This is a genomic window from Streptomyces sp. NPDC021749 (genome assembly GCF_040640655.1).
In the GTDB taxonomy this organism is placed as follows: domain Bacteria; phylum Actinomycetota; class Actinomycetes; order Streptomycetales; family Streptomycetaceae; genus Streptomyces.
The window spans coordinates 26,164-51,784 of record NZ_JBFACE010000046.1 but is presented as its reverse complement, the minus strand read 5'-3'; the positions used below and the strand labels follow the sequence as shown (position 1 = coordinate 51,784).

Genomic DNA, 25,621 nt, shown 5'->3' with positions numbered 1-25,621 from the left:
ATGACGAAACGGGTGGGACGGGAACGTGACGCGGCGGTCGTGGTGGGCGCCGGACCGAACGGGCTGGCCGCGGCGGTCACGCTGGCGCAGGCCGGACTGAAGGTGACGGTCTTCGAGGCGGCCGACGAGATCGGCGGCGGCGTCCGCAGCGGTGAGCTGTTCGCCCCCGGCCTGCTGTTCGACCACTGCTCCTCGACGCATGTGATGGGCGCAGGCTCGCCGTATCTGCGCACGCTGGACGTCGCGGCACACGGACTGGAGTGGTGCTGGCCGGAGATCGACCTCGCCCATCCGGTCGACTCCGGAGGCGCGGGGGCGCTGTACCGGTCCCTGGCGCGGACGGCGGACGGGCTGGGCGCCGACGGTCCGGCGTGGCGGCGGCTGTTCGGACCGCCGGCCGCCGATGCCGAGGTGCTCACCGACGCCGTCATGAAACCCCTTCTCAGGGTCCCCCGGCATCCGGTCCGGCTCGCCCGTTTCGGCCTGCGCGCCCTGCAGCCCGCCACCGCGCTCGCCGGCCGCTTCCGCACTCAGGAGGCCCGCGGCCTCTACGGCGGGGTGGCGGCCCACCTCTTCGGGCCGCTGAGCGGGCCCGCCGCCGCATCCGTCGGACTCATGATCATCGCGGCCGGCCACCGCTTCGGCTGGCCGGTCGCGAAGGGCGGCTCGGCGGCCATCGCCCGCGCCCTCGCCGGACTCCTCACCGCCGCCGGCGGCCGGATCGAGACCGGTGCGACCATCCGCTCCCTCGGCCAACTTCCGCCCGCTGCAACGGTGTTGCTCGATCTGGCACCGGCCGCCGCGGCCGCCGTGATCGGCGACCGGCTGCCGCCCCGGGTACGCCGCGCCTACACCCGCTACCGGCACGGCCCCGCCGCCTTCAAGCTCGACCTGGCGGTCGAGGGCGGGGTGCCCTGGCGCGCCGACGCCTGCCGGCGGGCCGGCACCGTCCACCTCGGCGGCAGCTTCGCGCAGATCGCGGACGCCGAGCGGCAGGTCCACCGCGGCCGGATGCCCGAGCGCCCGTTCCTCCTGGTCTCCCAGCAGTACCTCGCCGATCCCGGCCGCTCCGCCGGCGACCTCCACCCGGTCTCCGCGTACGCCCATGTGCCGCACGGCTACCGTGGGGACGCCACCGACGCGATGCTGGCGCAGTTCGAGCGGTTCGCCCCCGGCACCCGGGAGCGGATCGTCGGCCTCACCGCCACCTCGACCGCCGAACTGGAGCGCGGCAACGCCAACTTCGTGGGCGGTGACATCATCGGCGGCGCCAACACCCCGCTGAACCTGACGATGCGTCCGCGGATCGCGCTCGACCCGTACGCCACCGGTGTGCCCGGGGTGTACCTGTGCTCGGCGGCGACCCCGCCGGGCGCCGGCGCCCACGGGATGTGCGGCCACAACGCGGCGCGCTCGGCGCTGCGGGCGCTGGGCATGCGCTGACGGCGGTCCCCGGATGGGCTGCCGGGGACCGCCGTCGGGCGCCGGGCGGTCAGTGGTGGGTGACCGTGCCGTGCGCCATCCGGCCGCAGTTGGAGCCCGAAACGCTCACGCTCACCGTTTCGATCGCGCCGCCCCAGTCCACGCACCGGCCCTTCGCCGGGAGGTACACCGGTCCGGCGTAGGAGGTGTATTGCCCGCTGTCGTAAACCCATTCGGAACTGCCGTCGGTCGCCGTGAGATACGTGTAGACGTACACCGGCTTTCCGGTGCGGTTCCGCACGGTCACGGCACAGTTCTTTCCGGTCTTCGCGTTGCATGTCAGGTACACGGTCCCCTTTCCGGTGACCGGTACGGAATTCACCACCCGGTAGCCGCTGCCGCAGGCGCCGTTGTACGCGGCGGTAACGGTGGGTGCGGCGGTTGCGGTGGTCGCCGTGGCCATCGTGGCGAGCCCTGCCACGGCGAGTACGACGGATCCTGCGATGGCACGTGAACGCTTCATGGGAAATACCCCCGTCGGATGGGTGCGTCGCGTGGTCATTTCGCAGTGTTGGACCCGGAGCGGCGCGGAAAGGTTGTAGCCCCGCGGGAATTCCCCGTTGTTCGAATCGAGTTGTCGAAACCGGTGTGCCCGGTGAGGCGCCGGACGACGTGCGGCCGGTCCCCGGCGCCCGCATCACGGGACACCGGGGACCGGCCGGAAAGAGAGCGGCGCGGCGGCCGCCGGTCAGTCGTCGTCGCCGTACGCGAGGACCTTCAGCCGGCTGTAGCTGCCGTTGAAGCGGTTGCGGTCACCGACCGGGTGGCCGGAGGAGGTGTGCTGCCAGATGCTGTGGTACTGCCAGCCGCCCGGCAGCGCGCCGACGGAGGAGCCGTAGCGCGGGATCCACAGCGGATTGCTCCGGCCGAACCTCCCGGAGTTGCCGGTGCACCGCTTCCACCAGTTCGTGGACGTGTAGATGACCGGGTCGCGCCCGGTCTCCTCCCGGTAGGCGCGCACGAAGTCGTGGATCCAGTTGACCATCCCCCTGGCGCTCTTGCCGTAGCAGGTCGAGCCGTAGGGGTTGTACTCCATGTCGAGCGCACCGGGCAGCGTCCTGCCGTCCCGGGACCAGTCGCCGCCGTGGTTGGCGAAGTACCGCGCCTGGGTCGCGCCGCTGGAGTGGTCGGGGAGCGCGAAGTGGTAGGCGCCGTGGATCATCCCGGCGTGGTACGAGCCCCGGTACTGGTGGGCGAAGTAAGGGTTGGTGTAGTTGATCCCCTCGGTGGCCTTGACATACGCGAAGCGCACCCCTGACCTGCGCAGTGACCACCAGCTGACGTGTCGGTTGTGGCTGGAGACGTCGACCCCGGCCACCCCCCTCCTGTGGAACGACGCCCGAGGCTCGATGCCGCCGGCCCGGTCGCCGCCCTCGTGGAGCGCGATGGTGGAACCCATCCAGTCCGCGTCGGGGTGGGCGGGTGTCTTCGCGGCGTCGGGGTGGGCGGGTGTCTTCGCGGCATCGGTCGCCGTGGCCGATCCGGGCAGTGCGAGGGGCAGAGCGAGCACGGTGAGGAGAGAAACGAGCGTTCCGGCCGTGGCGACTTTACGGCGGGCCGGACCGGATCTGCGCAAGGGCATCGCATGCCTCCGAGGCCTTCAGTTGAGTCAGGTACGGCAGGATTTGAGCAGATTTCTGCCGATAAGAGACTTATACGCAGAACTGCCTGACTCTATGGCCCAACAGGCCGTCAGTCCGCCGACCGGCCCCCCATCTCACCCGTCCGGCGGGCAGGCGGGGTCACCCGTGCCCGCCTGGCAGGAGCCGTCACCCGTGCCCGTCGGGCAGGAGCCGTCACCCGTCCGGCGGGCAGGAGCGGTCACCCCCCCCCCGGCCGTCCGGGCCGGTCCCCGGACGGAGCACAGCGGGCCCCGGCTGTGCCGGGGCCCGCTCCGCGCGCAGCGGCGAACGCGCCATTCCGCCGCTTCGCAAGCTGCTCCTCATGGCGAGCCGGTCGGCCCGCGTTTGTGCTCCGTCGCTCCCGTGACCCGGTGGTCCGGTGGGGCCGGCGGTGCGCCGGCGACGGCTCTTCGTCCGTCGGCTCAGTAGGCCGAGTTGACGTTGTCGATCGAGCCGTAGCGGTCGGCCGCGTAGTTGGCGGCGGCGGTGATGTTGGCCACCGGGTCGGTCAGCTTGTTGGCCGTGCCGGGGACGTGGTAGCGGTCGAAGGTGGGCTGGATCACCTGGAGCAGGCCCTTGGACGGGATGCCGTTGATGGCGTTGATGTCCCAGTCGTTGACGGCGTTGGGGTTGCCGCTGGACTCGCGCATGATGTTGCGGTGCAGGCCCTCGTAGGTACCCGGGATGTGCTTGGCGTGCATGATGTCGAGCGCCTCGCGGATCCAGCCGTCGAGGTTGTTCGGGTAGTCCTTCACGGCCTTGCGCTCGGCGGAGCGGTTGGCGGCCTGCTGGGCGGTGTGCTGCTTGGCGACGGCGGTCACCTTGATGTGGTCGGCGACCGAGGCGGTCACCGGGCGGCCGGTCTTGGCGTCGTCGGCCTTCTTGGCCGGCAGGCCGTTGGCGCTGACGGGCTTGACCGCGGCCGGAGCGTGCTCAGACGCAGCCTGCGCGGTGTCCGGGGCGGAGGTGAGCGCCAGACCCGAGGTGGCACCCGCGGCGGCCAGAACGGCCACGGCGACCTTGTGGGTACGGGTGATGCGGGTCATACGGACAGCGCGGGGCAGGGTGAAGCTGGGCATGCAGAGGGACCTCTTCCAGGTACGGGATCGGGGAGCGGCCTTCTTCGGCGGCGCGTTGCGCACCTGAGGTCATTGCCGCGTTCGCCTTGGGGCGTTCACCGCGACTCGCTCTCGGCGCGTCGGAATCCATGTTTAGCGACGGTCCGGAATCGAGGCAATGGTGCTTTGTACTACCCATCTTCGTGAGAAACCCGGCTCCCTGAAGTAATAAGCGTTTCGCACCGCGTTGACCTGGAAAAGCGGCGACGGTCATCGACTAGGCGTGGTCGTAAGTGACGTGCATCGCGTGCCGCGGGTCACCTGGAAGGGGCCGGAAAGCCCGCGTTATCGGGGTGCTTAAGTTGCCTGGCTCACACCGCAATTACCGCCGGGCCGCACCGTTTCATGCACCGGCCGCGGCCGATTCATCCGCCCGGCTGCCCGTTGTGGGCCAGCGGGATTCGATAAATGTGGTGCAGGGCACTACTGCTGAGCCCAAAAGAGCGGCATTTGTGCGCCAATTCACGTGCCGCGGACCGCCGTGCAAGGACGGGCGGTGTGCCGGGCGGCACGGCGCGGGCTGGGCCGTTGGTGACGCCCCCGCTACGGCAATACGGCGGTGCCGCTGGTCCGTTCGCAGCAGCGCCCCGGACTGTCGCATGACGGCGCGGCCCCGGCTCCCCGACAGTGACACGCACACCATCGTCACTCACCGTAGGGATGTGCTCATGTTCCGTCGTATCGCCGTCGTGGTCACCGGCCTTCTCGTGACCGGCGTCCTCACCGCGGGGTCCGCGGCCGCGGCGCCCGTCGACGACCACCACCACCTCTCTCCCAGGGAAGCGGCGGGACTTCGCTTCGCCGGCGATGTGCTCGACGCGCTCTTCGGCGGTGGCCAGGCCCGGCACGACCGCTACTGAGAGCCGGCCCGGATGCCGGAAAACGCCGGTGGCCCCACCCGCGCGATGCGGGCAGGGCCACTGCCGTGGAGGTGCTACTGGCGGCTCAGTAGGCCGAGTTGACGTTGTCGATCGAGCCGTAGCGGTCGGCCGCGTAGTTGGCGGCGGCGGTGATGTTGGCCACCGGGTCGGTCAGCTTGTTGGCCGTGCCGGGGACGTGGTAGCGGTCGAAGGTGGGCTGGATCACCTGGAGCAGGCCCTTGGACGGGATGCCGTTGATGGCGTTGATGTCCCAGTCGTTGACGGCGTTGGGGTTGCCGCTGGACTCGCGCATGATGTTGCGGTGCAGGCCCTCGTAGGTGCCCGGGATGTGCTTGGCGTGCATGATGTCGAGCGCCTCGCGTATCCAGCCGTCGAGGTTGTTCGCGTAGCGCTTGGGAGCGGCCTTCGGCTTGGCCTTGGGGGCGGCCTTCGGCGCCTTGGCCATGGCCTTGCGCTCGACGGAACGGCTGGCGGCGGCCTTGGCCGCGTGCCCCTGCTTCTCCACGGCGGTGACCTTCAGGCCGTCGGCGACCGACGACGCCACGACCCGGTCCTTCTTCCCGTCGTCGGCGCGGTCCTTGGCGGTCAGCGGCATTCCGTTGGCGCTGACCGGCTTGACCGCGGCCGGTGCGTGCGCGGAGGGCGTCGCGGCATCGCTCGGCGCGGCGGTGAACGCCAGCGCGGCGGCGCAGCTCGCGGTGGCCACCAGCGCCGCCGAAGCCTTGTGCGTGCGGGTGATGCGGACGTTCCGGGCGGCGCGGGGCAGGGTGAAGCGGGGCATGCGGATGTGACCTCTTCCAGAGCTTGGTGGCGGGGGAGGCGGCCTTCGGTTGGCGCGTGAGGACCGAGGGGCGGTGCCGCGCTCGCCGCTCCGGCGGAGGTCGCAGGCTCGTTCTCGGTGCTACCGGGAACATGGTTAGCGCCCGCCCTGGAGGGTGGCAAAGATGTGTTGTACTACCTCTCTTCGTGACGTGAGGAGATATGTCCGATATCAGTTCCTGATTTCCCCCGAATTCCAGGCGTCACTTCCCCGGGGGAAACGACTAGGAATGGTCGTACGTGACGTACGTCGCGTGCCCGGCATCACCCGGAGCCGCCCCCGCACCCCGCTCGGCACCCCCGCCGGAGTTACCCCGCTCACGCCCCGCAGCCCCTGCCCGCACCCCCTGCGCCCAGGAAAAAGCGCCCCCTGCGAAGGGGCGCTTTCCCGTATTGCCGGAGACGAATCCGGAGCACATTCGGAGCTCACCTACCGGAACCACGCATGAGCGGGGCTATCCCACCGCGGCGGAATGCTGGTCCGGGGCGGCGGAACGGGCCGGCGGCGTCGCCGGGCGGGCCACCGGGGCGAGCGCGGGGGAGCACTCCAGGGGTCCGTCGGTGAAGAACCGGGACACCAACTCCGCGACATCATCGGCCCGTTCGAGCACCACCCAGTGATCCGTGTCGGGGACGGTCAGGAAGCGGCTGCCGGGAATCCGCGCCGCGAAGGCCCGCTGCCGCTCCGCCGACGTCACGGTGTCGTGCTCACCGCTGAAGACCAGCGTGCGCACCCCGGCCGGCACACCGGAGAAGTCCGGGCGGTCGGTGAGCGCGCGGCCCAGCGCATCCGCCGCGTGGGGCGAGTGCCGCACGGCGTGCAGCATCGAGCGCCGGACGTACCGCCGCGCCAGGGCCCGCCGGGTGACGTACCGGTCCTCGTCGAGGCACATCAGGGCCTCGGTGACCAGCGTCGCGAAGGTGCCCGCGTCACCCCGCGCCAGGTGGCCGGCGGCCCGCCGCCACAGTTCCAGCTGCCCGGCGGTCACCTGCGCCGGTACGCCGCCGAGGGCGAGCCGGGCGATCCGCCCGGGCACCCGCCGGGCACACCCGTAGGCCAGGCCCGCGCCGTAGGAGAAGCCGAAGAGGTTGATCCGCGGCACGGCCAGGTCGTCGATGATCCGCTCCAGGGCGGCGCACAGCAGACCGTGGGCCGGCCCCGGCGGCAGCGGATCGGCGCCGCCCATCCCGGGCAGGTCGGCGGTCACCACGTCCGCCACCGGACCCAGCCGGTCCTCCATCTGCGGCCAGCCGAACATGCCCTGCAGCGCGCCACCCAGCACCACGACCGGCTCGGTGGACGGCGCCGGGGCGGGCAGCCGCCGGTAGGCGAAACCCACCCCGTCCACCGACAGTGACCGGACCGTCCCCTTCTGCATCGCCGCCGCCTAGCGGGTCAGCACCAGCGCGGCGTTGTGCCCGCCGAATCCGAGTGACGTCTTGACCGCACAGTCGAAGGACGCCCGCCGCGGCTCCTGCCGCACGATCTCCAGCGGCAGCTGCGGATCGGGCACGTCGAGGTTCGCGGTCGGCGGCACCAGCTGCTCCTCCAGCGCGAGCACGGTGAGCGCGGCCTCGATGCCGCCGGCCGCGCCCAGCGTGTGTCCGGTCATCGCCTTCGTGGAGGTGACCAGGGGGTGGTCGCCGATCACCCGCCGCAGCATGGTGGCCTCGATCAGGTCGTTGACCACCGTCGACGTGCCGTGCGCGTTGACGTGTCCGACGTCCCGGGGCTGCACCCCCGCGTCGGCCATCGCGGTGCGCAGCGCCTGCTCGATGCCCTTGCCGTCGGGGTCCGGGGCGACCGCGGCATAGGCGTCGCTGGAGGCCCCGTAGCCGCTGACGTGCGCCCGGACCGGCGCCCGGCGGGCCGCGGCGTGCTCCGGCCGTTCCAGTACGAGCAGGCCGGCGCCCTCACCGACCACGAAACCGTCCCGGTCGGCGTCGAACGGCCGGCAGGCCGCGGCCGGGTCCTCCCGCCGGGTCGAGACCGCCTTCATCCGGCAGGCGCTGGCGATCAGCAGCCGGGAGATCGGTGACTCGGCACCGCCGGCGATGGCGATGTCGCAGGCACCGGTGCGCAGCAGCTGGTGCGCGGTGCCCAGGGCGACGGTCCCGGAGGAGCAGGCCGTCGCCACGCCCAGGCTGGGGCCGCGCACCCCGAGGTCCATGCAGACGCTGCTGGCCGCCCCGTTGACCACGGTCAGCGGGGCGAGCTTGGGGGAGACCCGGCGGGCGCCGCGCTCGGCCATCGCCTGGTGCTGCTGGTCGTAGAAGGACAGGCCGCCGTGCGCGGAGCCGATGACCACCGCGACCCGGGAGCCGTCCCAGGTCTCCGGGTCCAGGCCGGCGTCCGCGATCGCCTCGCGGGCCGCGACCACCGCGAGCTGCGCGAAGCGGTCCATCAGCCGCTGGGCCGCCACCCCGAGCTGCTCGGTGGTGTCCAGGTCGGAGGTGTACAGGAAGTCACACGGCAGATCGGCCAGTTCGGGGTGCGGATGCACCCCGGCGGGCCCGGTGTCCTGGGTGACCGCATGCCAGGTGGCCTTCGCGGTGGCGCCCGCCGCGGTCACCATGCCCAGTCCCGTCACCGCCGCGGAGAACGGCTGCCGGCGGGCCGTCACGCCGCGACCGGAAATCGCTGGAGGGGAGATCCCTGGGCCGGCGGGGCGTGGACAACTTCTGCCGCATTCACGTGGCGTTCCTCCGCTTGGTGGGCGTGCCGCCCACCGTGTCATGGGCGGGTGTCGCCGGTGGCCCGGCGGTTTGGCCACTCTTTATACGCCTTCGTCCGGTTGAGCCCCCAACTTTGGTAACTCAATGGGGTGATGGGGGTGGCGGGAGGCCGGGAACGCCGTCCGGCCGGCCGTGCTGCGCGGGCCTCTCAGGACGCGTCGAGGGCGCTGGTCACCCGCCCCAACAGGCCCCGCAGCGTGCGGAGTTCCTCGACGGTCAGGCCGGTGGCGGCCAGCATCCGGCGGGGGACCGGCAGGGCCGCCTCGCGCAGCTCGTCGCCCGCCGGGGTCAGGTGGATGGTGACCGACCGCTCGTCCTCGGTGCTGCGCTCGCGGTGCACCAGGCCGGCCGTCTCCAGGCGCTTGAGCAGGGGGGAGAGGGTGCCGGAGTCCAGCCGGAGCCGTTCGCCGATGGCCTTGACCGGCTGTGCGCCGTGCTCCCACAGGACCAGCATGACCAGGTACTGGGGGTAGGTGAGGCCCAGGTCCTTCAGGGCGTCGCGGTAGACGCCGCCGAACGCCCGCGAGGCGGCGTGCAGGGAGAAGCAGACCTGGTGGTCGAGGCGGAGCAGTTCGGCGTCCGGCGGAAGCGTGGTCATGGCTCCAGGTTAGCCGGGCGGGCATTTAAATTGCGCACAATCGAGTTGCGCACAACTTAAATCTCTGGGACAGTGGAGCCCGTCGGACGGCCGGGAAGCGGCCGCCCCGCCAGGTGAAGGGACACCTCATGGACGCGCTGTACACCGCCGTCGCCACCGCCAACGGCCGCGAGGGCCGGGCCGTCAGCTCCGACGGCACGATCGACCTCGCCCTGGCCCTGCCGCCCCAGCTCGGCGGCAACGGCGCCGGCACCAACCCGGAGCAGCTCTTCGCCGCCGGCTACGCGGCCTGCTTCGCCAGCGCGATGAGCAACGTCGCCCGCCGCATGAAGCTCGACACCAAGGACGTCTCGGTCACCGCCGAGGTCTCCCTCGGCAAGGACGGCGAGGGCTTCGGCCTCGGCGTCGTGATGCGGGTGGAGCTGCCGGACGCCCTGGCGGGCGAGACCGGGCGCCGGCTGGTCGAGGCCACCCACGAGTTCTGCCCCTACTCCAAGGCCACCCGCGGCAACATCCCGGTCGAGCTGGTCATCGAGTAGCACCGTGCCGGCGGATCAGCCCCGCGTAGTGCCGGCCGCTGTCCTTCAGGGTGCGGGCCTGGGTCGCGTGGTCGACGTGGAACAGGCCGAACCGCTTGTCGTAGCCGTAGGCCCACTCGAAGTTGTCCATCAGGGACCAGGCGAAGTACCCGGCGAGCGGCGCACCCTGCCGGGCGGCCCGGGCGCAGGCCGCCACATGACCGTGCAAGTAAGCGGTCCGCTCCGGATCCCGCACCGTCCCGTCCGGCCGGACCACGTCCGGATACGCCGAACCGTTCTCCGTGACGTAGATCCTCCGCGCCGCGTACTCCCTGGTCAGCCGCAGCAGCAGCGCCTCGATGCCGCCCGCGTCGATCTCCCAGCCCATCCCCGTACGGGGCACGTGCGGCCGGCGCACCGGGCGGGCGTACGGGGGCGGGCCGGCCGGATCGGCGGCGACCACGGCCGGGAAGTAGTAGTTCAGCCCCAGCCAGTCCAGCGGCTGGGCGATGACCTCCGGATCGCCGGGCCGCTCCGGCAGCTCGACCCCGTACGCCTCCCGCATGTCCGCCGGGAAGCCCCGGCCGTGCACCGGATCCAGCCACCAGCGGTTGGTGTGCCCGTCCATCCGCCGCGCCGCCGCGACATCGGCCGGTGACCCGGTGGCGGGCGCGACGGTGCTGAGGTTGTTCACGAGGCCCACCTCGGCGCCCGGAGCCCGGTCACGGATCGCCTGCACGGCCAGACCGTGCCCGAGCAGCAGATGGTACGAGGCCCGCACCGCCGCCGTGAGGTCCGTCAGCCCGGGCGCCATCCGGCCTTCGAGATGCCCGATCCACGCCGAGCACAGCGGCTCGTTGAGGGTGGCCCAGTGACGCACCCGGTCGCCCAGCCGGCCGGCCACCGCCGACGCGTACTCCGCCAACCGCTCCGCGGTCTCCCGCACCGGCCAGCCCCCGCGGTCCTGCAGGGCCTGCGGCAGGTCCCAGTGGTACAGGGTGACGGACGGGGCGATGCCCGCCGCCAGCAGACCGTCCACCAGCCGGTCGTAGAAGTCCAGGCCCGCGGCATTGACCCGGCCGTCACCCCGCGGCACGATCCGCGGCCACGACACCGAGAACCGGTAGGCACCGACGCCCAGTCGGCGCATCAGGCCGATGTCCTCGGGCCAGCGGTGATAGTGGTCGCAGGCCACATCCCCGGTGTCACCGCCGGCGATCCGGCCCGGCGTGTGCGCGAACGTGTCCCAGATGGACGGCGCCCGGCCGTCCTCGTCGACCGCCCCCTCGACCTGATACGCCGACGTGGCCACGCCCCAGACGAAGTCGTCCGGCAGAGCGGCGAAATCGATCCGTTCGGTCACGGTGTTCCTCTCGACGGACGGCCTTCCGGCACGGGTCATTTGACGGCCCCGGCGGTCAGCCCGGCGACCAGATAGCGCTGCAACAGCAGGAACCCCGCCACCACCGGCACGCTCACCACCAATGAAGCGGCCATGACCTGGTTCCAGTACACGTCGTTCTGCGTCGCGTAGCCCTGCAGCCCGACCGACAGCGTGCGGGTGGTGTCGTTCGTCATCACCGACGCGAACAGCACCTCGCCCCAGGCCGTCATGAACGCGTACACCGCGACCGCGACGATCCCCGGCAGCGCCGCCGGCACCACCACCTTGAACAGCGCCCCCGGCGCCCCGCAACCGTCCACGTACGCCGCCTCGTCCAGCTCCCGCGGCACCGACGCGAAGTACCCGGTCAGCATCCAGATCGAGAACGGCAGCGAGAACGTCAGATACGTCAGGACCAGCCCGCCCCGGGAACCGTAGAGCGCCACACCGGTGGCGTTCCCGATGTTGACGTAGAGCAGGAACAGCGGCAGCAGGAAGAGGATGCCGGGGAACATCTGCGTGGACAGCACCGTCACCGTGAACACCCGCCGGCCGCGGAACCGGTACCGGCTGACCGCATACGCCGCCAACACCGCGACCGGCACCGAACAGACCGTCGCCGACCCCGCCACGATCAGCGAATTCGCGAAGTAGTGCGCCAGCGGCACGGTCCGCCAGATGTCGAGATACGGCTCGACGGTCAGCTCGCTCGGCAGCCACCGGAACGCGCCCGACACGTCCCGCAGCGGCTTCAGCGAACTGCTCAGCATGACGTACACCGGCAGCAGGACGAAGCCGGTCAGCGCGGTCAGGAAGATCCGCCGCGCCCAGCGGAACGACCGCGGCGGCGCGGTGGGCGAGACCCCGCGGCGGGCCCGGGGGCTTCCGGGAACCGGCGGGCCCGGCGCACGGACGGCCGGGCGGGGCGAACGGGCAGCGGTGTCAGCCATCGGCGTGCTTCCTTCCGCGGGACGTCACCAGCAGATAGCCGGCCGTCACCACCAGCAGGAACAGCAGCAACAGCACCGACATCGCCGAGCCGGCGCCGAAGTTCCAGGTGGCGAACGACGACTGGTAGATGTGGACGGACAGCAGATCGGCGGCCTCCGGCGCGGCCTTCCCGAACAGCACATACGGCGTGTTGAAGTCGTTGAACGTCCACAGGAACAGCACCAGCACCAGCACCTGGTTGACCGGCCGCAGCGACGGCAGCGTGATCCGCCACAACTGCCGCAGCATCCCCGCCCCGTCCAGCGCCGCCGCCTCGTAAAGGTCCTTCGGAATGTTCTGCAGCGCGGCCATCACCACCAGGAACGCGAACGGCCAGCTCTTCCACACGGCCACCACCAGCAGGGCCACGAAGCTGTGGTCACCCAGCAGCCAGAACGGCCGGCCACCGGTGAGGTGCAGCTGGTCGTGCAGCACGTGATCGACCAGCCCGCTGTCCCGCTGGAACAGGAACGTCCAGGTGATCACCGCGGCGTACGCCGGCAGCGCGTACGGGATGAGGAACACCGTCCGCAACAGACCCCGCCCGCGGAAGTTCTCCTGCAGAAAGACCGCCGCCGCGGTACCGAGCAGCCAGCACAGCCCGACCGCCAGCACACTGAACACACACGTCACCCAGAACGAGTGCAGCAACGCCGCGCCCACCGGGGCGTTCACGTCCACCACCACCCGGTAGTTGCCCACCCCCTTCCAGGGCGCCGCGCCCCAGTCGCCGAGGAAGAACGGGGTCAGCTCCCGGAAGCTCATCACGATGCCGGTGACCATCGGCACGAGATGGACCAGCACCTCCAGGGCCAGCGCGGGCAGCAACAGCAGATACGGCAGGCCGGCACGGCGCAGCCGCGCGAAACGCACCACCGCGGGCCCGCTCACTTCGCCATCTGCTGCTCGGCCTCGGCCAGCCGGGCCCGCACCGACGCGGTGGTCACCGGATGCCCGGCCGCCGCGTCCGCGAACAGGTCCTTGACCGCGGTGCCCACCGACGTCTCGAACTGCGCCTCATCGGGGACCTGCGGCAGCGGTGCGGCACTCCTGGTGAGCGTCTCCCGCAACACCCTGGTGTCCTTCCGGCCGAACGCCGGGTCCCGCTGCGCGGCCTTGACCGGCGGTATCGAACCGTACCTCGTGTTCAGCAGCCGCTGCTCGGCGTCGCTCGTCAGGAACTTCACGAACCTGCGGGCGCCGTTGAGGTTGTGGGTGTTCTTGAAGACCGCGACGTTGATCCCGGCGAGCATCGAGTTGGTCTGCCGGCCGGCTCCCGGACGGCCGGACCGGACCGGCACCGGCACGACGCCCCAGTCCGACGGCTTCATCCCGTCCGCCGCGAAGGTCGTCGCCGCGGCCTGCCACAGCACCATCGCGGTCCGGCCGGTCGCGAAGTCCCGCAACGACTGGTTCTGGCCGTACTCCGCGTCCCCCGGCGCGATGATCCCGTCCTCGGCCATGAAATCGACGTACTGCTTGACCGCCGCGACCGCCCCGTCGGAGGTGAACGCCGGCCTGCCGGCCGCGTCGAAGAAGTCCGCACCGTGCTGCTTGCCGAGCACGAACACCTGGTGGATGTTGTTGCCCAGCTGCCCGCCCTCGGCCCCCAGCCCCCACCTGCCGTCCTTCGACAGCCTCTTGCCCGCCGCCACCAACTCGTCCCAGGTCGCCGGGGGTTTGCTGATCCCGGCATCCTTGAACATCCGCTTGTTGTAGTAGAGCGCGTACGTCAGTGAATACAGCGGCACCGCGGCCGGGTCCTTGCCCGCCGCACCCGTCGCGGCCAGCGCCGGCGCCGCGAACCGGTCCCGCCCGCCGATCGCCGCGAAACCGCCCTCGTCCCACGGCAGCAGCGCGCCGGTGGCCTGCAACGACGCCGACCACGTATTGCCGATGTTGAGCACGTCCGGGCCCTGGCCCGACGTGGTGGCCGCCAGGATCCGGTTCAGCAGGTCGGGCCAGGGAATGACCTCCAGCTTCACCCTGATCCCCGTCTGCCGCTCGAACTTCTTCAGCTCCGGGCCCAGGATCTTCTTGTCCGCCTCGACGTTCGGCCCCTGATTGGACGCCCAGTACGTCAGCGTCGTCGGGGAATCGTTACTGCCCCCGCCACCTGGGCTCGTCCCGCCACCGCACCCCGAGGCCGCCGCGGCGAGCGCGGCGACGAGGGCGGAGACGGTCGCGACTCGGAGCATGCGCATGACGGATACGCCTCTCTTTGAGGACTCCGAGGGCCGGCCATGTTCAGTTCCTGAACGGCCTCCGGGCTTCACTTCCGGTGTGAGTTAAAGCCTGAGAGACGGAGGCGTCAAGGGAGCGGCCGGTCGGCAACCGGGCCTCGCCGGGCGCGAGTTGAGTGCACCGGCCGCTGCCCCCGCCGGTCGGCCGGCCGCCCGACCGGCGCCCACCCACCACCTGCCCGAGCCACCGCACCCCCACCACCACGCCGGCCGGGCCGATGCCGTCCCCCTCCCGGGACACGGCACGCCCACCCGTGCCTCCCCGTCCGCAGACTCCCTCAGCAGATTCCCTCAGCAGACCGGTGACCGGCCCACCGGAACCATCCGCACGTCCTTCCGAACCACCCCCGGGAAACGGGCGTTGAGGTGGCGGAACACCCGGGCCGGAGGTGGGAAGGAAACCCTCTGGGTCTCAGGCGTCATCGGCCGCGTACACCCGCTGCCCCCCGACGAACGTCTCCAGCACCCGGGTCGCGGCGATCTCCTCCGGCGGCCCGTCGAACGGATCGCGGTCCAGGACGACCAGGTCGGCCAGCTTGCCCGGCTGGATGCTGCCGGTCTCGTCGAGGTGGTTGGCGTACGCACTCCCGGCCGTGTAGGCGGCCAGCGCCGACCCGAGATCGAGCCGCTGCTCGGGCAGGAAGACCGGCACCGAGGCCGACGCCTCCGCAAGGCGGCGGTTGACCGCGACATGCAGCGCGGCGAGCGGATCGGGAGAGCTGACCGGCCAGTCACTGCCCGCCGCGAGCGTGGCCCCGGCCCGCAGCAGATCACCGAACGGGTACTGCCACGCCGCCCGTTCGGCCCCCAGGAAGGGAATCGTCAGCTCGTCCATCTGCGGCTCATGAGCCGCCCACAGCGCCTGGATGTTCGCGGTCGCCCCGAGCCGGCGGAAGCGCGGCACGTCATCGGGGTGGACGACCTGGAGATGCGCGAGATGCGGCCGGGTGTCACGCCAGCCGTTCGCCCGCCGGGCCGCCTCGACCGCATCGAGCGCCTCACGTACGGCGCGGTCGCCCAGGGCGTGGAAATGCACCTGGAACCCTTCCGCGTCCAGCAGCGTGACGTACCTCCGCAGCTCCTCGGGTTCGATGAAGGAGATCCCGCTGTTGTCGGAGGCACAGCCGCAGGCGGTGAGGTAGGGGCTGAGCATGGCCGCCGTATGGTTCTCGGCGATCCCGTCCTGCATGATCTTCACACTCGTCGCCCGCAGCCGCCCGCCCGTCAACTCCTCACGCTTGGCGACCAGTTCAGGAATCTGCTCCGCACCGCGGGCCCGGTCCCACCACAGCGCCCCGGTCACCCGCGCGGTCAGCCGCCCCTCGCTCCGGACGGCCGCATACGCCGGGACCGCATCGACGATGCCGGGGCTGCGGCCCAGCATCGCGTCCTGCCAGGCGGTCACGCCGTAACTGTGCAGCAGACGCTGCGCCCGCAGCAGCCCGGCGGTCCGCTCGGCGAGCGTCGGCTCCGGAATCAGGTCGGCCACCAGCCGCATGGCCCCCTCCTGCAGCATGCCGGACGGATGGCCGTCGGCCTCCCGCTCGATACGGCCGTCGGACGGGTCCGGCGTACGGGCGGTGATCCCAGCACGTTCCAGGGCACAGGAGTTGGCCCAGCCGCCGTGGTGATCGCGGTTGACGAGGAACACCGGCCGGTCCGCTACGAGGGCGTCCAGGAACTGGCGGGTGGGCATCCCACCCGGGAACGCCTCCAGGGACCAGCCGCCCCCGGTGACCCACGGCGCCCCCGGATGCGCGGCCGCGTACGAGCCGATCAGCTCCCGGTACGCGTCCGCGGTGTCCGCGGCGCTCAGATCGCACTGCGCCAACTCCATTCCACCGCCCACCGGATGGACATGCGCGTCCTGAAACCCGGGGATCAGCAGCTTGCCGCGCAGGTCGACCACCTCCGTCCCCGGCCCGATCAACTCCCGTACGTCCGCGTCGTGCCCGACGGCGACGATCCGCTCCCCACGCACGGCCACCGCACCGGCCCGGCTGCGCGCGGCATCGACGGTGTGCACGGGGCCGGAGAGGAAGACGAGGTCGGCGGGGGAGGTGGCGGAGGAAGGGGTGGAGACGGAGGGATTGGTGGAGGGGGAGGCGGAGGTGGGGAGGGAGGTGGTGGCTGAACTGCGGGGGGTCATCGTGCGGTTGCTCCAGGGGTGTGGGTGGTGTGCGTCGTGCTGATTGTCGATGGTTGCGGGTTGCGGGTTGCGGGTTGCCGGTTGCTCGTTGTCGGTGGTGGGTTGCCGGCCGTCGAGCCGTTGAGTCGTGGAGGCGTCGAGCCGTTGACTCGTGGAGTCGTGAGTCGTGGAGGCGTCGAGCCGTCGCTGCGGTCGTCAGCCGTCCGAAGGCGAGGGCAAGGGGTGAGGCGGCGAGGCCAAGGTGACCGCCCCGCCTTCGCCCCCGTCCATCGGCAACGTCAGCGCATCCGCGTCGGTGCCCCGCCCGGTACGGAAGTACGGGGCGCGCCGCACCCACTTGGCCCAGGCCGCGGCCGCCAGCCCCAGCAGGATGAAGACGGCCGGCAGCGTCAGCATGAACCAGCCGTTGTCCGGGCTCATCGCGAAGTGGTCGCTCATCGTCGCGTAGTCCCAGACGAGGTAGCCGCCGAGCCCGAACAGCACCAGCGCGCTCGCCGCGGGCACGACCACGTCCCGCAGCGCACGGACCACACCGCCGCGCAGGCTCTCGCGGAAGCGCACCGCGCAGGCGAGCGCGGTGAGCCCGTAGTAGAGGGCCACCGTGAGACCGATCGAGTTCACCGCGGTGAGGATCATGTCGTTGAGCTGCGGGATACCGACGGCGAGGACGGCGATCAGCGCGGCGATCGCCATGATGAGCAGCGTGCCGACGGCCGGCGAGCCGTAGCGCGGGTGCACCCGCTGCCACACCGGGCCGAGCGTCCGGTCGCGCGCCATCGCCAGCGCACCGCGGGCGGTGGGGATGACGCTCGACTGGAGCGAGGCGAAGGCGGAACACATCAGCGCGGCCAACGGCAGCGAGGCCCAGGGCTCCGGCGCCAGTTTGCCGCCGAGGAAGGTGAGCGCCTGCGGTCCGTTGCGCACGAGTTCGCCGGTGCTCATCACCCGCTGGAAGGCGACCGCCCCGACGAGGAACAGACCCGCCATCACCACCAGCGCGATCATCCCGCCACGGGCCGCGTCCGAGGCGCTGCGGGTCTCCTCGTTGACACTGAACGCCGCATCCCAGCCCCAGTAGATGAACACCGCGAGCACCATTCCCTGCGCCAGCGCCTGGGGCGAGCCGATGTCGAACGGGTTCAGCCAGGAGAGCGAGAACGGCTGGTCGCCGACGATCAATGCGTAGCCGCAGAAGACCAGCAGCACCGCGTACTCGAAGATCAGCAGCCACATCTGCAGCCGGGTCGCCGCACGCACGCCCGTGACGGCGGTGACGGTGACGACGACCAGTGCGACGAGCCCCACGGCGGTACTGATGCCGGTCGAACCCGGATCCAGCCGCAGCCCCCACACACTGTGCCAGCCCAGCTTGTTGAGGAACTGCAGCACCACGGACCCGGTCACCGCGCCCGTGTACGCCATGAAGACCACGTTGCCGACCAGCACCACCCACCCGGTGAGGAACCCGGGCCAGGGACCGATCGACCGGCCGACCCAGGTGTAGCCGCTGCCGCAGTTCGGCTCGGTGCGGTTGAGCCGGGCGTACGAGAGCGCGATGCCGAGGATGGGCAGACACGCCAGCAGCAACAGCGCGGGCGTCTGCCGCCCGGCGTACGCGGCCAACGAGCCCATCCCGATGCCGATGCTGGTGGTGGCCGCGGTACTCGACGCGGCGATCGCCACGCCGTCCTTCACCCCTAGCGCGCGGCGCATACCCACGCGGTTCTCGGGTTCCTGAGGCGTTACGGAGGCCATGGCATCGACTCCTTGCAGGGAGGGGGAGAGAGCGAGGGGAGGGGGAGGGGGAGAGGCGGGGCGGGGCGGACCTGGGGGAGGGGAGAGGGCTGAGCCGCCAGGGAGCTATGAGGCGGCCATGAGCGGGTGACGAGGCGGTGACGAGGCGGCTCGGTCCGGTGCGGGTGGCCGGTGGCTGGCCGGGCAGGCGGGCGCTGATGTCCGCCGATGAAACAGGCCCGACAAGCTTGTGTCAACGGTGTTGACGTAACCTGCGGGGAGACATGTGAAAGCGGGTGATTGGAAGGCGGGTGATTAACTGAGCCCGGGTCGCCCCGGAACGCCCCGGGTCGCCCCTGGCCGCGGCAGGAGCGAGCCCCAACTGCCGGGCACGACAAGGGCGGGACCGGACCGGACCGGATCGGACCTGACCTGACCTGACCGGACGGGACCGGACCGGGGAACGGAACGGAACCGCAAGCAGGGACAGAGCGGCAACAACGGTTGGGAAGCCCCGCCCAGGGCAGGCATCGGGCGGTGGCGGGCCGAGACGGGCCCGGCAACGGAGGAGTACAGGAAAGAGGTTCGGCGTGCCAGAAAGCGAACGCGTCCGCGTCCCGACCGAGCGCAAACGGCGCCGTCCGACCAGCTCAGGCGTGGTGCTGTCGGCCGACCTCATCGTCGACACCGCGTGCCGGCTGATCGACGCGCACGGTGCGCAGGCGTTCACGGTACGCAAACTGGGCGCCGCGCTCGGCGCGGACCCCTCCGCCGTCTACCGCTACTTCCGCAACACCGAGGATCTGCTGCTCGCCCTGGCCGACCGACTCATCGGCGAATCCATGGCGGGGTTCGCGCCCAGCGGGGACTGGGCCGCCGACCTGCGCGACTTCGGCCTGCGCGCCTACCGCTCCGCCCTGCGCCATCCGCAGATCGCCGTCTTCAGCACCCTCCGCGTCACCGGGCGGCCGCATGAGCAACGGGCCGTCGACACCGGCATCGGCCTGCTGCTCCAGGCCGGCTTCGACGAGGCGACCGCGGTGCGGCACTACCACGCCCTCGTCGACACCGTCCTCGCCCACGCCGCCCTGGATGCCGGCGCATTGCTGCTGGCCCCCGCCCAGCGCGCGGCGGACGATTACGCCTGGCACTCCGCCTACGGCACCCTGCCCGCCGATGACTTCCCCAGCCTGCACCGCGTACGCGAACACCTCCCCCTCATGACCGGCTCCGCCGTCGAACCCACCCTCGACCTCCTCCTCGCGGCCCTGCGCCAGGAAGCGGCCCACCACACAAGCTGAGCCCGCCCACCCCCAAGCCCACCCACGCACTCACCGGCTCCCAGGGCTCCCACGGCTCCCGCAACTCCCTCAGCACCCACAGCCCCCACAGCCCCCACGGCTCCCACGGCTCCCGCAGTTCCCGCAGCTCCCATGAGGCGCAAAGTCGCCCCCGAATGAGGAATAACCCCAAAACGCCATAGCTCCATAACGCCCAACCAGGTACAACCGGACATTTCTCTCCCGTCAGTGCAAACATGAGGCATGCCCTCTCGACGGCTGACGCCTCTCCGGGGACGACGGGACCTGCGTCATCTGCTGGTGCTGCTCCCGATCGGCCTCATCGTGGCCGTCTGCACGATCGACGTCCTCTCGCCGCCCCACATCCACCTAGGGCCGCTCCTGGTCGCGGCCCCCGCGATCACCGCGGCCTTCGCCGGCCCCCGGCTGACCGTCGCGATCGGGGCGCTGGCTGTCGCCGCCCAGGTGTTCATCGGCGTGGCGCGCCACACCCTCGCCACGGAGAACCTTGAGGCGCAGATCGCCGCGTTGGTGGTGGTCTCCGCGCTGGTCGTCCTGTTCACCGTCATCCGGGGCCGCGATGAGCGCCGCCTGATCAAGAGCCGCTCGGTCGCCGCGGTGGCCCAGCAGGTCCTGTTGCGCCCGTTGCCCGAACGCAGCGGACCACTGGAGATCGCCTCGCTGTATCTGCCGGCCGAGGAGGAGGCGGAAATGGGCGGCGACCTCTTCGCCGCGGCACGCACCCTCACGAGCACCCGGCTGATCATCGGCGACGTCCGCGGCAAGGGCCTGCCCGCGTACGGCCATGCCGCCCTCCTCCTCGGCGCCTTCCGCGCAGCCGCCCACCGCCAGGCCACCCTGCCTCACCTCGCCCGCCACCTCGACGGAGCCGTCCGCTGGGACAGCAGCCAGTGGTCCACCCTCCCGACATCCGGCCCCCAAGGAGCGGAACGGACGGCCGGCTCCCAGGGGGCGGCACGGCCGGTCACCCCTGAGGGCGCGGCACGGACGTCCGGCCCCGAAGGGGAGGAGCGGGTGGCTGGCCCTCCGGGGCAGGTACGGGCGGTCGGTACCGAGGGGGTGAGGCAAGCAACCGGTCCCGGGGTGGTGCGGGCGGTCGGTCCCGAGGGGGTGGAGCAGGCAACTGGTCCCGGGGTGGTGCGGGCAGTCGGTCCCGAGGGGGTGGAGCGCGCAACCGGTCCCGAGGGGGCGGTGCGGGCGGCCGGGTCACAAGGGGCGGCACGGACGCCCGGCCCCGAAGGGGCGGAGCCGGCGGTCGCTCTGCGAGGCGGAGAACAGGCCGCCCCTGCCCCTCCGCCTGTCCCTGCCCCAACGCCCGCCTCCACTGCGGTGCCGGAGCCAGCCGTCAGGCCCATCCCCGACTTCCCACCCGCCGACACCCCCGACCCCGCCCGAGGCCGCCCCCTCCCGGATTCCCACCCGGGCTCCAGCTCCGACCCCGGCCCTACTCCCGCCCCTCGCCGCCTGCCTCCCGATTCTCACCGCGGCCCTGGCCCCGACTCCCGCCCCGCCCCCGACCCGGGCCTCAGTCCCGACCCCACCGCCCTCGACCCCGAAGAGACCTTCGCCACCGTCGCGCTCCTGGACATCCCCGACCGCGCGCCCGTACTCCGCGCCATCACCTGCGGCCATCCCCCCGCCCTGCTCCTGCGCGACGGGACGGCCCGCACCCTCCACCCCGAACGGCCGGCGCTGCCCATCGGTCTCGGCGGCCTGCCCGGTGCCCCCGCCTACGAGGTCGAGACCTTCCCGTTCGAGCCGGGCGACCTCCTGCTCCTCTACACGGACGGCGTGACCGAGGCCCGCGACGCCCAGGGCGCCTTCTATCCCCTCGCCGAGCGCGCCGGCGCCTGGAGCGGCTGCAGCCCGCACCAGCTGCTACGGCAGCTACGAGCGGATCTGCTGGCGCATACCCGCGGCAAGCTGGGCGACGACGCCGCAGCCGTCGCCGTACGACGCCTGCCGACACCCCCGTCGGCCACCCCGTGACCCAACCCACCCCTATCGACGGCCCGAGTTGCACCTGCCCCCTGACCTGCATCCGCCCCCGAGCGGCCCCCGCTCCCGAGCGCCCCCGCTCCCGAGCGCCCCCGCTCCTGAGTGGCCCCCGGTCCCCGAGCGGCACCCGCTCCCGAGCGGCCCTCGCCCCCCCCGCATTGCCCCTGGCCCCCGCAGGCCCCCATCGCCGACACCCACGGCGGCCCACCCTCGACGCCCCGACCGAAACCCTTCCCGCTCCCACCGACCGACCAGAGGCACGGAGGCGCGAAGGCGCGAAGGCACGGAGGCGCGAAGGCGCGGAGGTGTGAAGGCACGGAGACGTGAAGGCGCGGCGGCACGGAAGCGCGAGCCCGAAATATCACGCCAAACCACCCCATAACCCCCCCACCTCACTCCCTGACGCTTCCTCAGGGCCGCCCCACTTGATAGACACGTCCGAATCATCCGCAAGTGGTATGGACGCGCACCATGAACGACCGCAACACCACGGACGACCACATAACCGAGCCGTCCGAGATCTTCGAGTTCGACCTCACCGCCCACGAAGCCCGACGGCGGGCCGAAGTCGTCGCGGCCCTGGGCGACACCTGGGACCCCCTCACGGTGATGGAGGACGAGGCCGCCGCCCACCGGCTCCTCTACTCGGGCCTGGACGCCGACCAGCAGGCCACCTACGACATGCTGGTCGCCGCCAACGTGCTGCCGGCCCCCGAGCAGGGCTGAGCATGCTGCCGCTCGACCCCACCGCCGACATCGGCCGCCGGGCCTGGGTCCCCTGCCCTCGCTGTGAGGACCACCGGGACTGCGGAACCTGCCTCGACGGCCGCACCTGCACCACCCACTGGCGCTACCTCCTCTCCAACAAGGGCAGCGAGCTCCATCTGCAGTGCCCCAACTGCACCCACCTGTGGACCTGGCAATCCGGCTTCGGCGCAGCCGGCGGTCCCACCCCCTGACCCCGGGACCGCCACCGCCGTCCAAGGCTCGCTCCAGCGCCACCCGACCACCCGACGACGACCGCCACCGCCGTCCGAGGCCCGCCGAGCGCCACCCGACGACGACCACCACCCCCGCCCGCCCGAGGGTCTGCAGCGTGTACGCCACCTCCTCACGGCCCGAGAAGAAGTAGCTGCACCCCCATCGCGGCACCCGCCGATCGAGCCCCCCGGCACGCACGCAGGTCCGCAACCAGCGCGGGCGGTGAGCGCCCGAGTGAGCGCGACCAGTTCCATGGCCGCACCGATCGCCCGGGCGCCTTCCCCGGCATCCGCGAGCCGCCCGACACCGACGTACCCAACGTTGCCCTCAAGCCGCTCGAAGCGACAGACGCTCGAAGCGACAGACGCCCTCACTCTCGGCCCGCATCAGCGCGAGAAACGCCGCCCGGCTCGCATCGTCGTCCTCCGGTGGCAGGGACTGCGCCCCTCACTCGTCCCGCCGCAGCAGCCGCAGATGCTTGTCAGGACAATGACCGAAACTCCCTGCTGGACTCCTCGACTCCGCACGGAGCCGCCTCCGTGCGGAGAGGGAAGGGCCAAAGGGCCTACGGTGCGAACAGAGAAGGGCGACGGGCGCCGGAGATCTGCTGCGGCATATCCCTCCCCCCGACGGAAGCCCACCGTCGAAACGCTGCGCCGAATCCCCTGCGGCGGTAGCGTGCGAGGCATGGAGCTGCACGCGCGATCGCTTTGGCTGATGACCGAGCCGCTGCACGCGGTCTGCTATTTCGACGAGAAGTGCCGTGCCCTGGGCAAGGATCTCGGCCTCAAGGGCTTCTGGATGGGCTATTTCGCCTCCCGCACCGCCCCGCTGGGTGCCGTGGAACCCGCTGCCGCCACGGCCGTACTGGGTGTCTTCGCCCCCGGCATGGTGGCCCGGGCCCTGCCCGCCGCCTGGAGCCTGGCCGGCCCGGCGCACATCCTCGACGAACGCGGCAGCCGCGCCGCCCAGGCCCTGCGCAGGATCGACCCCGAGCTGGAACACCGCACCACGGACCTCCTGCCTCCGCTCCAGACCCTCGTCGACCAGGCACCGGCCACCGCACGCCCCCTCTTCGCCGCCAATCGCGCACTCTGCGACCACGCCGACCCCGTCGAACGGCTCTGGCAACTGGTCACCGCCCTGCGCGAGTTCCGCGGCGATGCGCATCTCGCCGTACTCGCCGACGAGGGACTCGACGGCTGCGAAGCCGTCGTCCTGGCCGCCGCCTCCGGCCGCGTCCCCAAGGACACCATCCGGGAGGACCGCGGCTGGAGCGAGGAGGAATGGGCGGCCGCCACGGACCGACTGCGCTCCCGACACCTCGTCGACGCAGACGGCAACGCCACCGAACACGGCCTGCGGGAACGCGAACGCATCGAGAACGCCACCGACCGGCTGGCCGGCCGCATGCTGCACGCCCTGCCCGAAACGGAGACCGAAGCGCTGCTGCACGCCCTGGACGCCGTCGTCCGCCGCGTCCTCGCCGCCGACGTCCTGCCCTTCCCCAACCCGATCGGGCTGCCCCACCTCGACGAACCGCTGCCGCACGCGAGGCAGGCAACGCCGGAACCACGACCGGCTAGTTGACCCCAAAGAAGCGTATGGCCACGTCCAGCGGCCCCCGCACCGCCTGGCCACGCTCACGGAACTTCACCAGGCGGCCACCGCGCCCGCCCCACACGCCGAGAGCCAGCCTCGCGAGCAATACCCCCACTGCCCGCGAGCACCTCACCGAACAACGATTCCTCATGTCTCCCCCTGAACCCGATCACCACGAGCAACGCACCGCACGGAGCAACGCACCGCACGGAGCAACGCACCGCACGGAGCCACGCACCGCACAGAGCCACACACGGCAAGGAACGACGCACCACGCGGCCGCGTCGCCCGCGATGAAAATCTCACTGATCACGACATTAGGCCAAGCCACTGACAATCCACGCTGCGCGCGAACCCGACCGCGTGGCCAGGCATTACGCCATCCGGTGGCTCTCACGGCTCCCCGCCCGGGCGCACCCAGAGTGATTTTCATCTGGTGGTTCGATGGGTGCTTTGGGGTGCTTTGCTACGGCAGGTCGGGACACCTCTGCCCAAGATGCGTTGAACGGGTATGGATCCTAGAGAGTTGTGGGACCGCAACGCCGTGCTGGCAGAGGCGTTTTGCCTGGGAGACGAACGCGTGCGGGAGGCGCAGGCCCGACTTGACGAGGCCCAGGCCGACCGGTCACGAGTTCTGGCGGCATTCGCGGTCACAGTGGGCAGCACCGGCGCCGTGGCCGGACTTTTCGGACTGAACGAGCGGGAAGTGCGTATCGCCCGCCGCACGGTGGGCAAGGACGACGCCCGGGCCGTCGCTGAGGAATTGCTCGCCGCAGCCGCCCCCACCGCGCCGCCCCGCGAAACGGAAGAGAACCCACCGGCGCCCGACAACTCCGCCGAATACTCCCACCACAACCCCGCCGCCGCGCCCCGCACCAACGGCCCCACCCGCGAAGGCGGCGCCGCCACCGGCAACGGCACCGTGTCAGGCTCATCCGACCAGAATTGGTCCCCGGCCATGGACGCGGTCCTCATCGGCAGCTGGCAGACCGGCGTCGACCTCCGGGAACTCGCCGCAGAATTCGGGCTCGACCTCACCCGCCTGGTTACCCGTGCCCAACAGCTCTCCGCCCAGGGGCGGTTCTATCCGGGCCCGACGGAAACCCACGCGGGACGCCACCGCCGCGGCCCCGGCGACATCCATGAAGGCGAATACACCATCCCCGCCCAGCAAACGGCCGCCTGGAACGCCGCACCCCCGGCACACCCCATGGCCACCGCCTGGCAAACCGGCACGGTGCCATCGGCGGACTCCGTCCCCGACGTCACCGCCGCCCTCGCTACCGACTGGGACAACGCCCTCGCCCCCTGGGGCACCCTCGCCCCCACCCACGAGGACCCCACCCAAGCTCCACAACCCTGGACCCAATACCACCTGAGTTCTTGACCCGTTACGACCAGTTACCGATACAACCGGTCCATTCCCCCTACCAGTAGTCACTCC

Annotated in this window: 22 protein-coding genes; 9 read left to right on the top strand and 13 right to left on the bottom strand. The window is 71.6% G+C overall.

All coding sequences use genetic code 11. The features are described from left to right. Complete coding sequence (locus AB0G35_RS31915) at window positions 1-1,443, top strand: NAD(P)/FAD-dependent oxidoreductase (RefSeq protein WP_360956665.1); 1,443 nt, start codon at window positions 1-3, stop codon at window positions 1,441-1,443. Between the two features lie 49 nt (window positions 1,444-1,492). Here AB0G35_RS31915 and AB0G35_RS31910 read toward each other — a convergent pair whose 3' ends face one another. The 3 genes from AB0G35_RS31910 to AB0G35_RS31900 form a co-directional block, all read right to left on the bottom strand. Beyond that, window positions 1,493-1,945 (bottom strand): spore-associated protein A, encoded by a 453-nt coding sequence (locus AB0G35_RS31910; RefSeq protein WP_360956663.1) that lies wholly within the window; start codon window positions 1,943-1,945, stop codon window positions 1,493-1,495. 225 nt (window positions 1,946-2,170) lie between these two features. After that, entirely contained in the window at window positions 2,171-3,064 is an 894-nt protein-coding gene (locus tag AB0G35_RS31905; protein ID WP_360956661.1) for a lysozyme, read from the bottom strand. 462 nt (window positions 3,065-3,526) lie between these two features. After that, window positions 3,527-4,183 carry a transglycosylase SLT domain-containing protein gene (locus tag AB0G35_RS31900; RefSeq protein WP_360956659.1) on the bottom strand — a complete coding sequence of 219 codons (657 nt, stop codon included), beginning with the start codon at window positions 4,181-4,183 and terminating at the stop codon, window positions 3,527-3,529. Window positions 4,184-4,890: 707 nt separating this feature from the next. Here AB0G35_RS31900 and AB0G35_RS31895 point away from each other — a divergent pair. Beyond that, window positions 4,891-5,082, top strand: a complete 192-nt coding sequence (locus tag AB0G35_RS31895) for a hypothetical protein (RefSeq protein WP_360956657.1) — start codon at window positions 4,891-4,893, stop codon at window positions 5,080-5,082. A gap of 85 nt (window positions 5,083-5,167) precedes the next feature. Here the strand turns inward: AB0G35_RS31895 and AB0G35_RS31890 are convergent, their stop codons facing one another. From AB0G35_RS31890 to AB0G35_RS31875, 4 genes are all read right to left on the bottom strand, one after another. After that, on the bottom strand, window positions 5,168-5,884 hold the full coding sequence (locus AB0G35_RS31890) for a transglycosylase SLT domain-containing protein (protein ID WP_360956655.1): 717 nt from the start codon (window positions 5,882-5,884) through the stop codon (window positions 5,168-5,170). Window positions 5,885-6,377: 493 nt separating this feature from the next. After that, the gene (locus AB0G35_RS31885; protein ID WP_360956653.1) at window positions 6,378-7,301 is read right to left on the bottom strand and encodes an alpha/beta hydrolase; all 924 of its coding nucleotides are present in this window, start codon (window positions 7,299-7,301) and stop codon (window positions 6,378-6,380) included. 9 nt (window positions 7,302-7,310) lie between these two features. After that, window positions 7,311-8,546, bottom strand: a complete 1,236-nt coding sequence (locus tag AB0G35_RS31880) for a beta-ketoacyl-[acyl-carrier-protein] synthase family protein (RefSeq protein WP_360956651.1) — start codon at window positions 8,544-8,546, stop codon at window positions 7,311-7,313. Window positions 8,547-8,806: 260 nt separating this feature from the next. Then, the gene (locus AB0G35_RS31875) at window positions 8,807-9,256 is read right to left on the bottom strand and encodes a MarR family transcriptional regulator (protein ID WP_360956649.1); all 450 of its coding nucleotides are present in this window, start codon (window positions 9,254-9,256) and stop codon (window positions 8,807-8,809) included. 128 nt (window positions 9,257-9,384) lie between these two features. Between AB0G35_RS31875 and AB0G35_RS31870 the strand changes: the two genes are divergently transcribed. Next, window positions 9,385-9,795, top strand: coding sequence for an organic hydroperoxide resistance protein (locus AB0G35_RS31870; protein WP_360956647.1), 411 nt, complete (start codon window positions 9,385-9,387; stop codon window positions 9,793-9,795). Here the strand turns inward: AB0G35_RS31870 and AB0G35_RS31865 are convergent. From AB0G35_RS31865 to AB0G35_RS31840, 6 genes are all read right to left on the bottom strand, one after another. Continuing rightward, entirely contained in the window at window positions 9,785-11,176 is a 1,392-nt protein-coding gene (locus tag AB0G35_RS31865; RefSeq protein WP_360956645.1) for a GH1 family beta-glucosidase, read from the bottom strand. The two genes, AB0G35_RS31870 and AB0G35_RS31865, sit on opposite strands and share 11 nt — an antisense overlap. Beyond that, window positions 11,173-12,108 (bottom strand): carbohydrate ABC transporter permease, encoded by a 936-nt coding sequence (locus tag AB0G35_RS31860; RefSeq protein ID WP_360956643.1) that lies wholly within the window; start codon window positions 12,106-12,108, stop codon window positions 11,173-11,175. Before AB0G35_RS31860 ends, AB0G35_RS31865 begins: the two co-directional genes overlap by 4 nt. Next, window positions 12,101-13,039, bottom strand: coding sequence for a sugar ABC transporter permease (locus AB0G35_RS31855; protein ID WP_360956641.1), 939 nt, complete (start codon window positions 13,037-13,039; stop codon window positions 12,101-12,103). Before AB0G35_RS31855 ends, AB0G35_RS31860 begins: the two co-directional genes overlap by 8 nt. Further along, the gene (locus AB0G35_RS31850) at window positions 13,036-14,352 is read right to left on the bottom strand and encodes a sugar ABC transporter substrate-binding protein (protein WP_360956639.1); all 1,317 of its coding nucleotides are present in this window, start codon (window positions 14,350-14,352) and stop codon (window positions 13,036-13,038) included. The genes AB0G35_RS31855 and AB0G35_RS31850 overlap by 4 nt, the downstream gene beginning before the upstream one ends. A 451-nt stretch (window positions 14,353-14,803) precedes the next feature. After that, window positions 14,804-16,540, bottom strand: a complete 1,737-nt coding sequence (locus AB0G35_RS31845) for an amidohydrolase (protein ID WP_360956637.1) — start codon at window positions 16,538-16,540, stop codon at window positions 14,804-14,806. Window positions 16,541-16,735: 195 nt separating this feature from the next. Then, window positions 16,736-18,295, bottom strand: coding sequence for an APC family permease (locus tag AB0G35_RS31840; RefSeq protein ID WP_360956635.1), 1,560 nt, complete (start codon window positions 18,293-18,295; stop codon window positions 16,736-16,738). A 569-nt stretch (window positions 18,296-18,864) separates the two neighbouring features. On the opposite strand from AB0G35_RS31840, the gene AB0G35_RS31835 reads away from it, so the two are divergent. The 6 genes from AB0G35_RS31835 (at window position 18,865) to AB0G35_RS31810 (ending at window position 25,564) form a co-directional block, all read left to right on the top strand. Further along, window positions 18,865-19,575, top strand: a complete 711-nt coding sequence (locus AB0G35_RS31835; protein WP_360956633.1) for a helix-turn-helix domain-containing protein — start codon at window positions 18,865-18,867, stop codon at window positions 19,573-19,575. Window positions 19,576-19,818: 243 nt separating this feature from the next. Next, window positions 19,819-21,585, top strand: a complete 1,767-nt coding sequence (locus tag AB0G35_RS31830) for a SpoIIE family protein phosphatase (protein ID WP_360956631.1) — start codon at window positions 19,819-19,821, stop codon at window positions 21,583-21,585. A 480-nt stretch (window positions 21,586-22,065) separates the two neighbouring features. Further along, complete coding sequence (locus AB0G35_RS31825) at window positions 22,066-22,320, top strand: DUF6400 family protein (protein ID WP_360956629.1); 255 nt, start codon at window positions 22,066-22,068, stop codon at window positions 22,318-22,320. Window positions 22,321-22,322: 2 nt separating this feature from the next. Then, window positions 22,323-22,553, top strand: coding sequence for a hypothetical protein (locus AB0G35_RS31820; protein WP_360956627.1), 231 nt, complete (start codon window positions 22,323-22,325; stop codon window positions 22,551-22,553). 709 nt (window positions 22,554-23,262) lie between these two features. Then, a complete protein-coding gene (locus AB0G35_RS31815) occupies window positions 23,263-24,165 on the top strand; it encodes a hypothetical protein (RefSeq protein ID WP_360956625.1) in 903 nt (300 codons plus the stop codon). Window positions 24,166-24,757: 592 nt separating this feature from the next. Further along, window positions 24,758-25,564, top strand: coding sequence for a hypothetical protein (locus AB0G35_RS31810; RefSeq protein WP_360956623.1), 807 nt, complete (start codon window positions 24,758-24,760; stop codon window positions 25,562-25,564). Window positions 25,565-25,621: the final 57 nt, after the last annotated feature.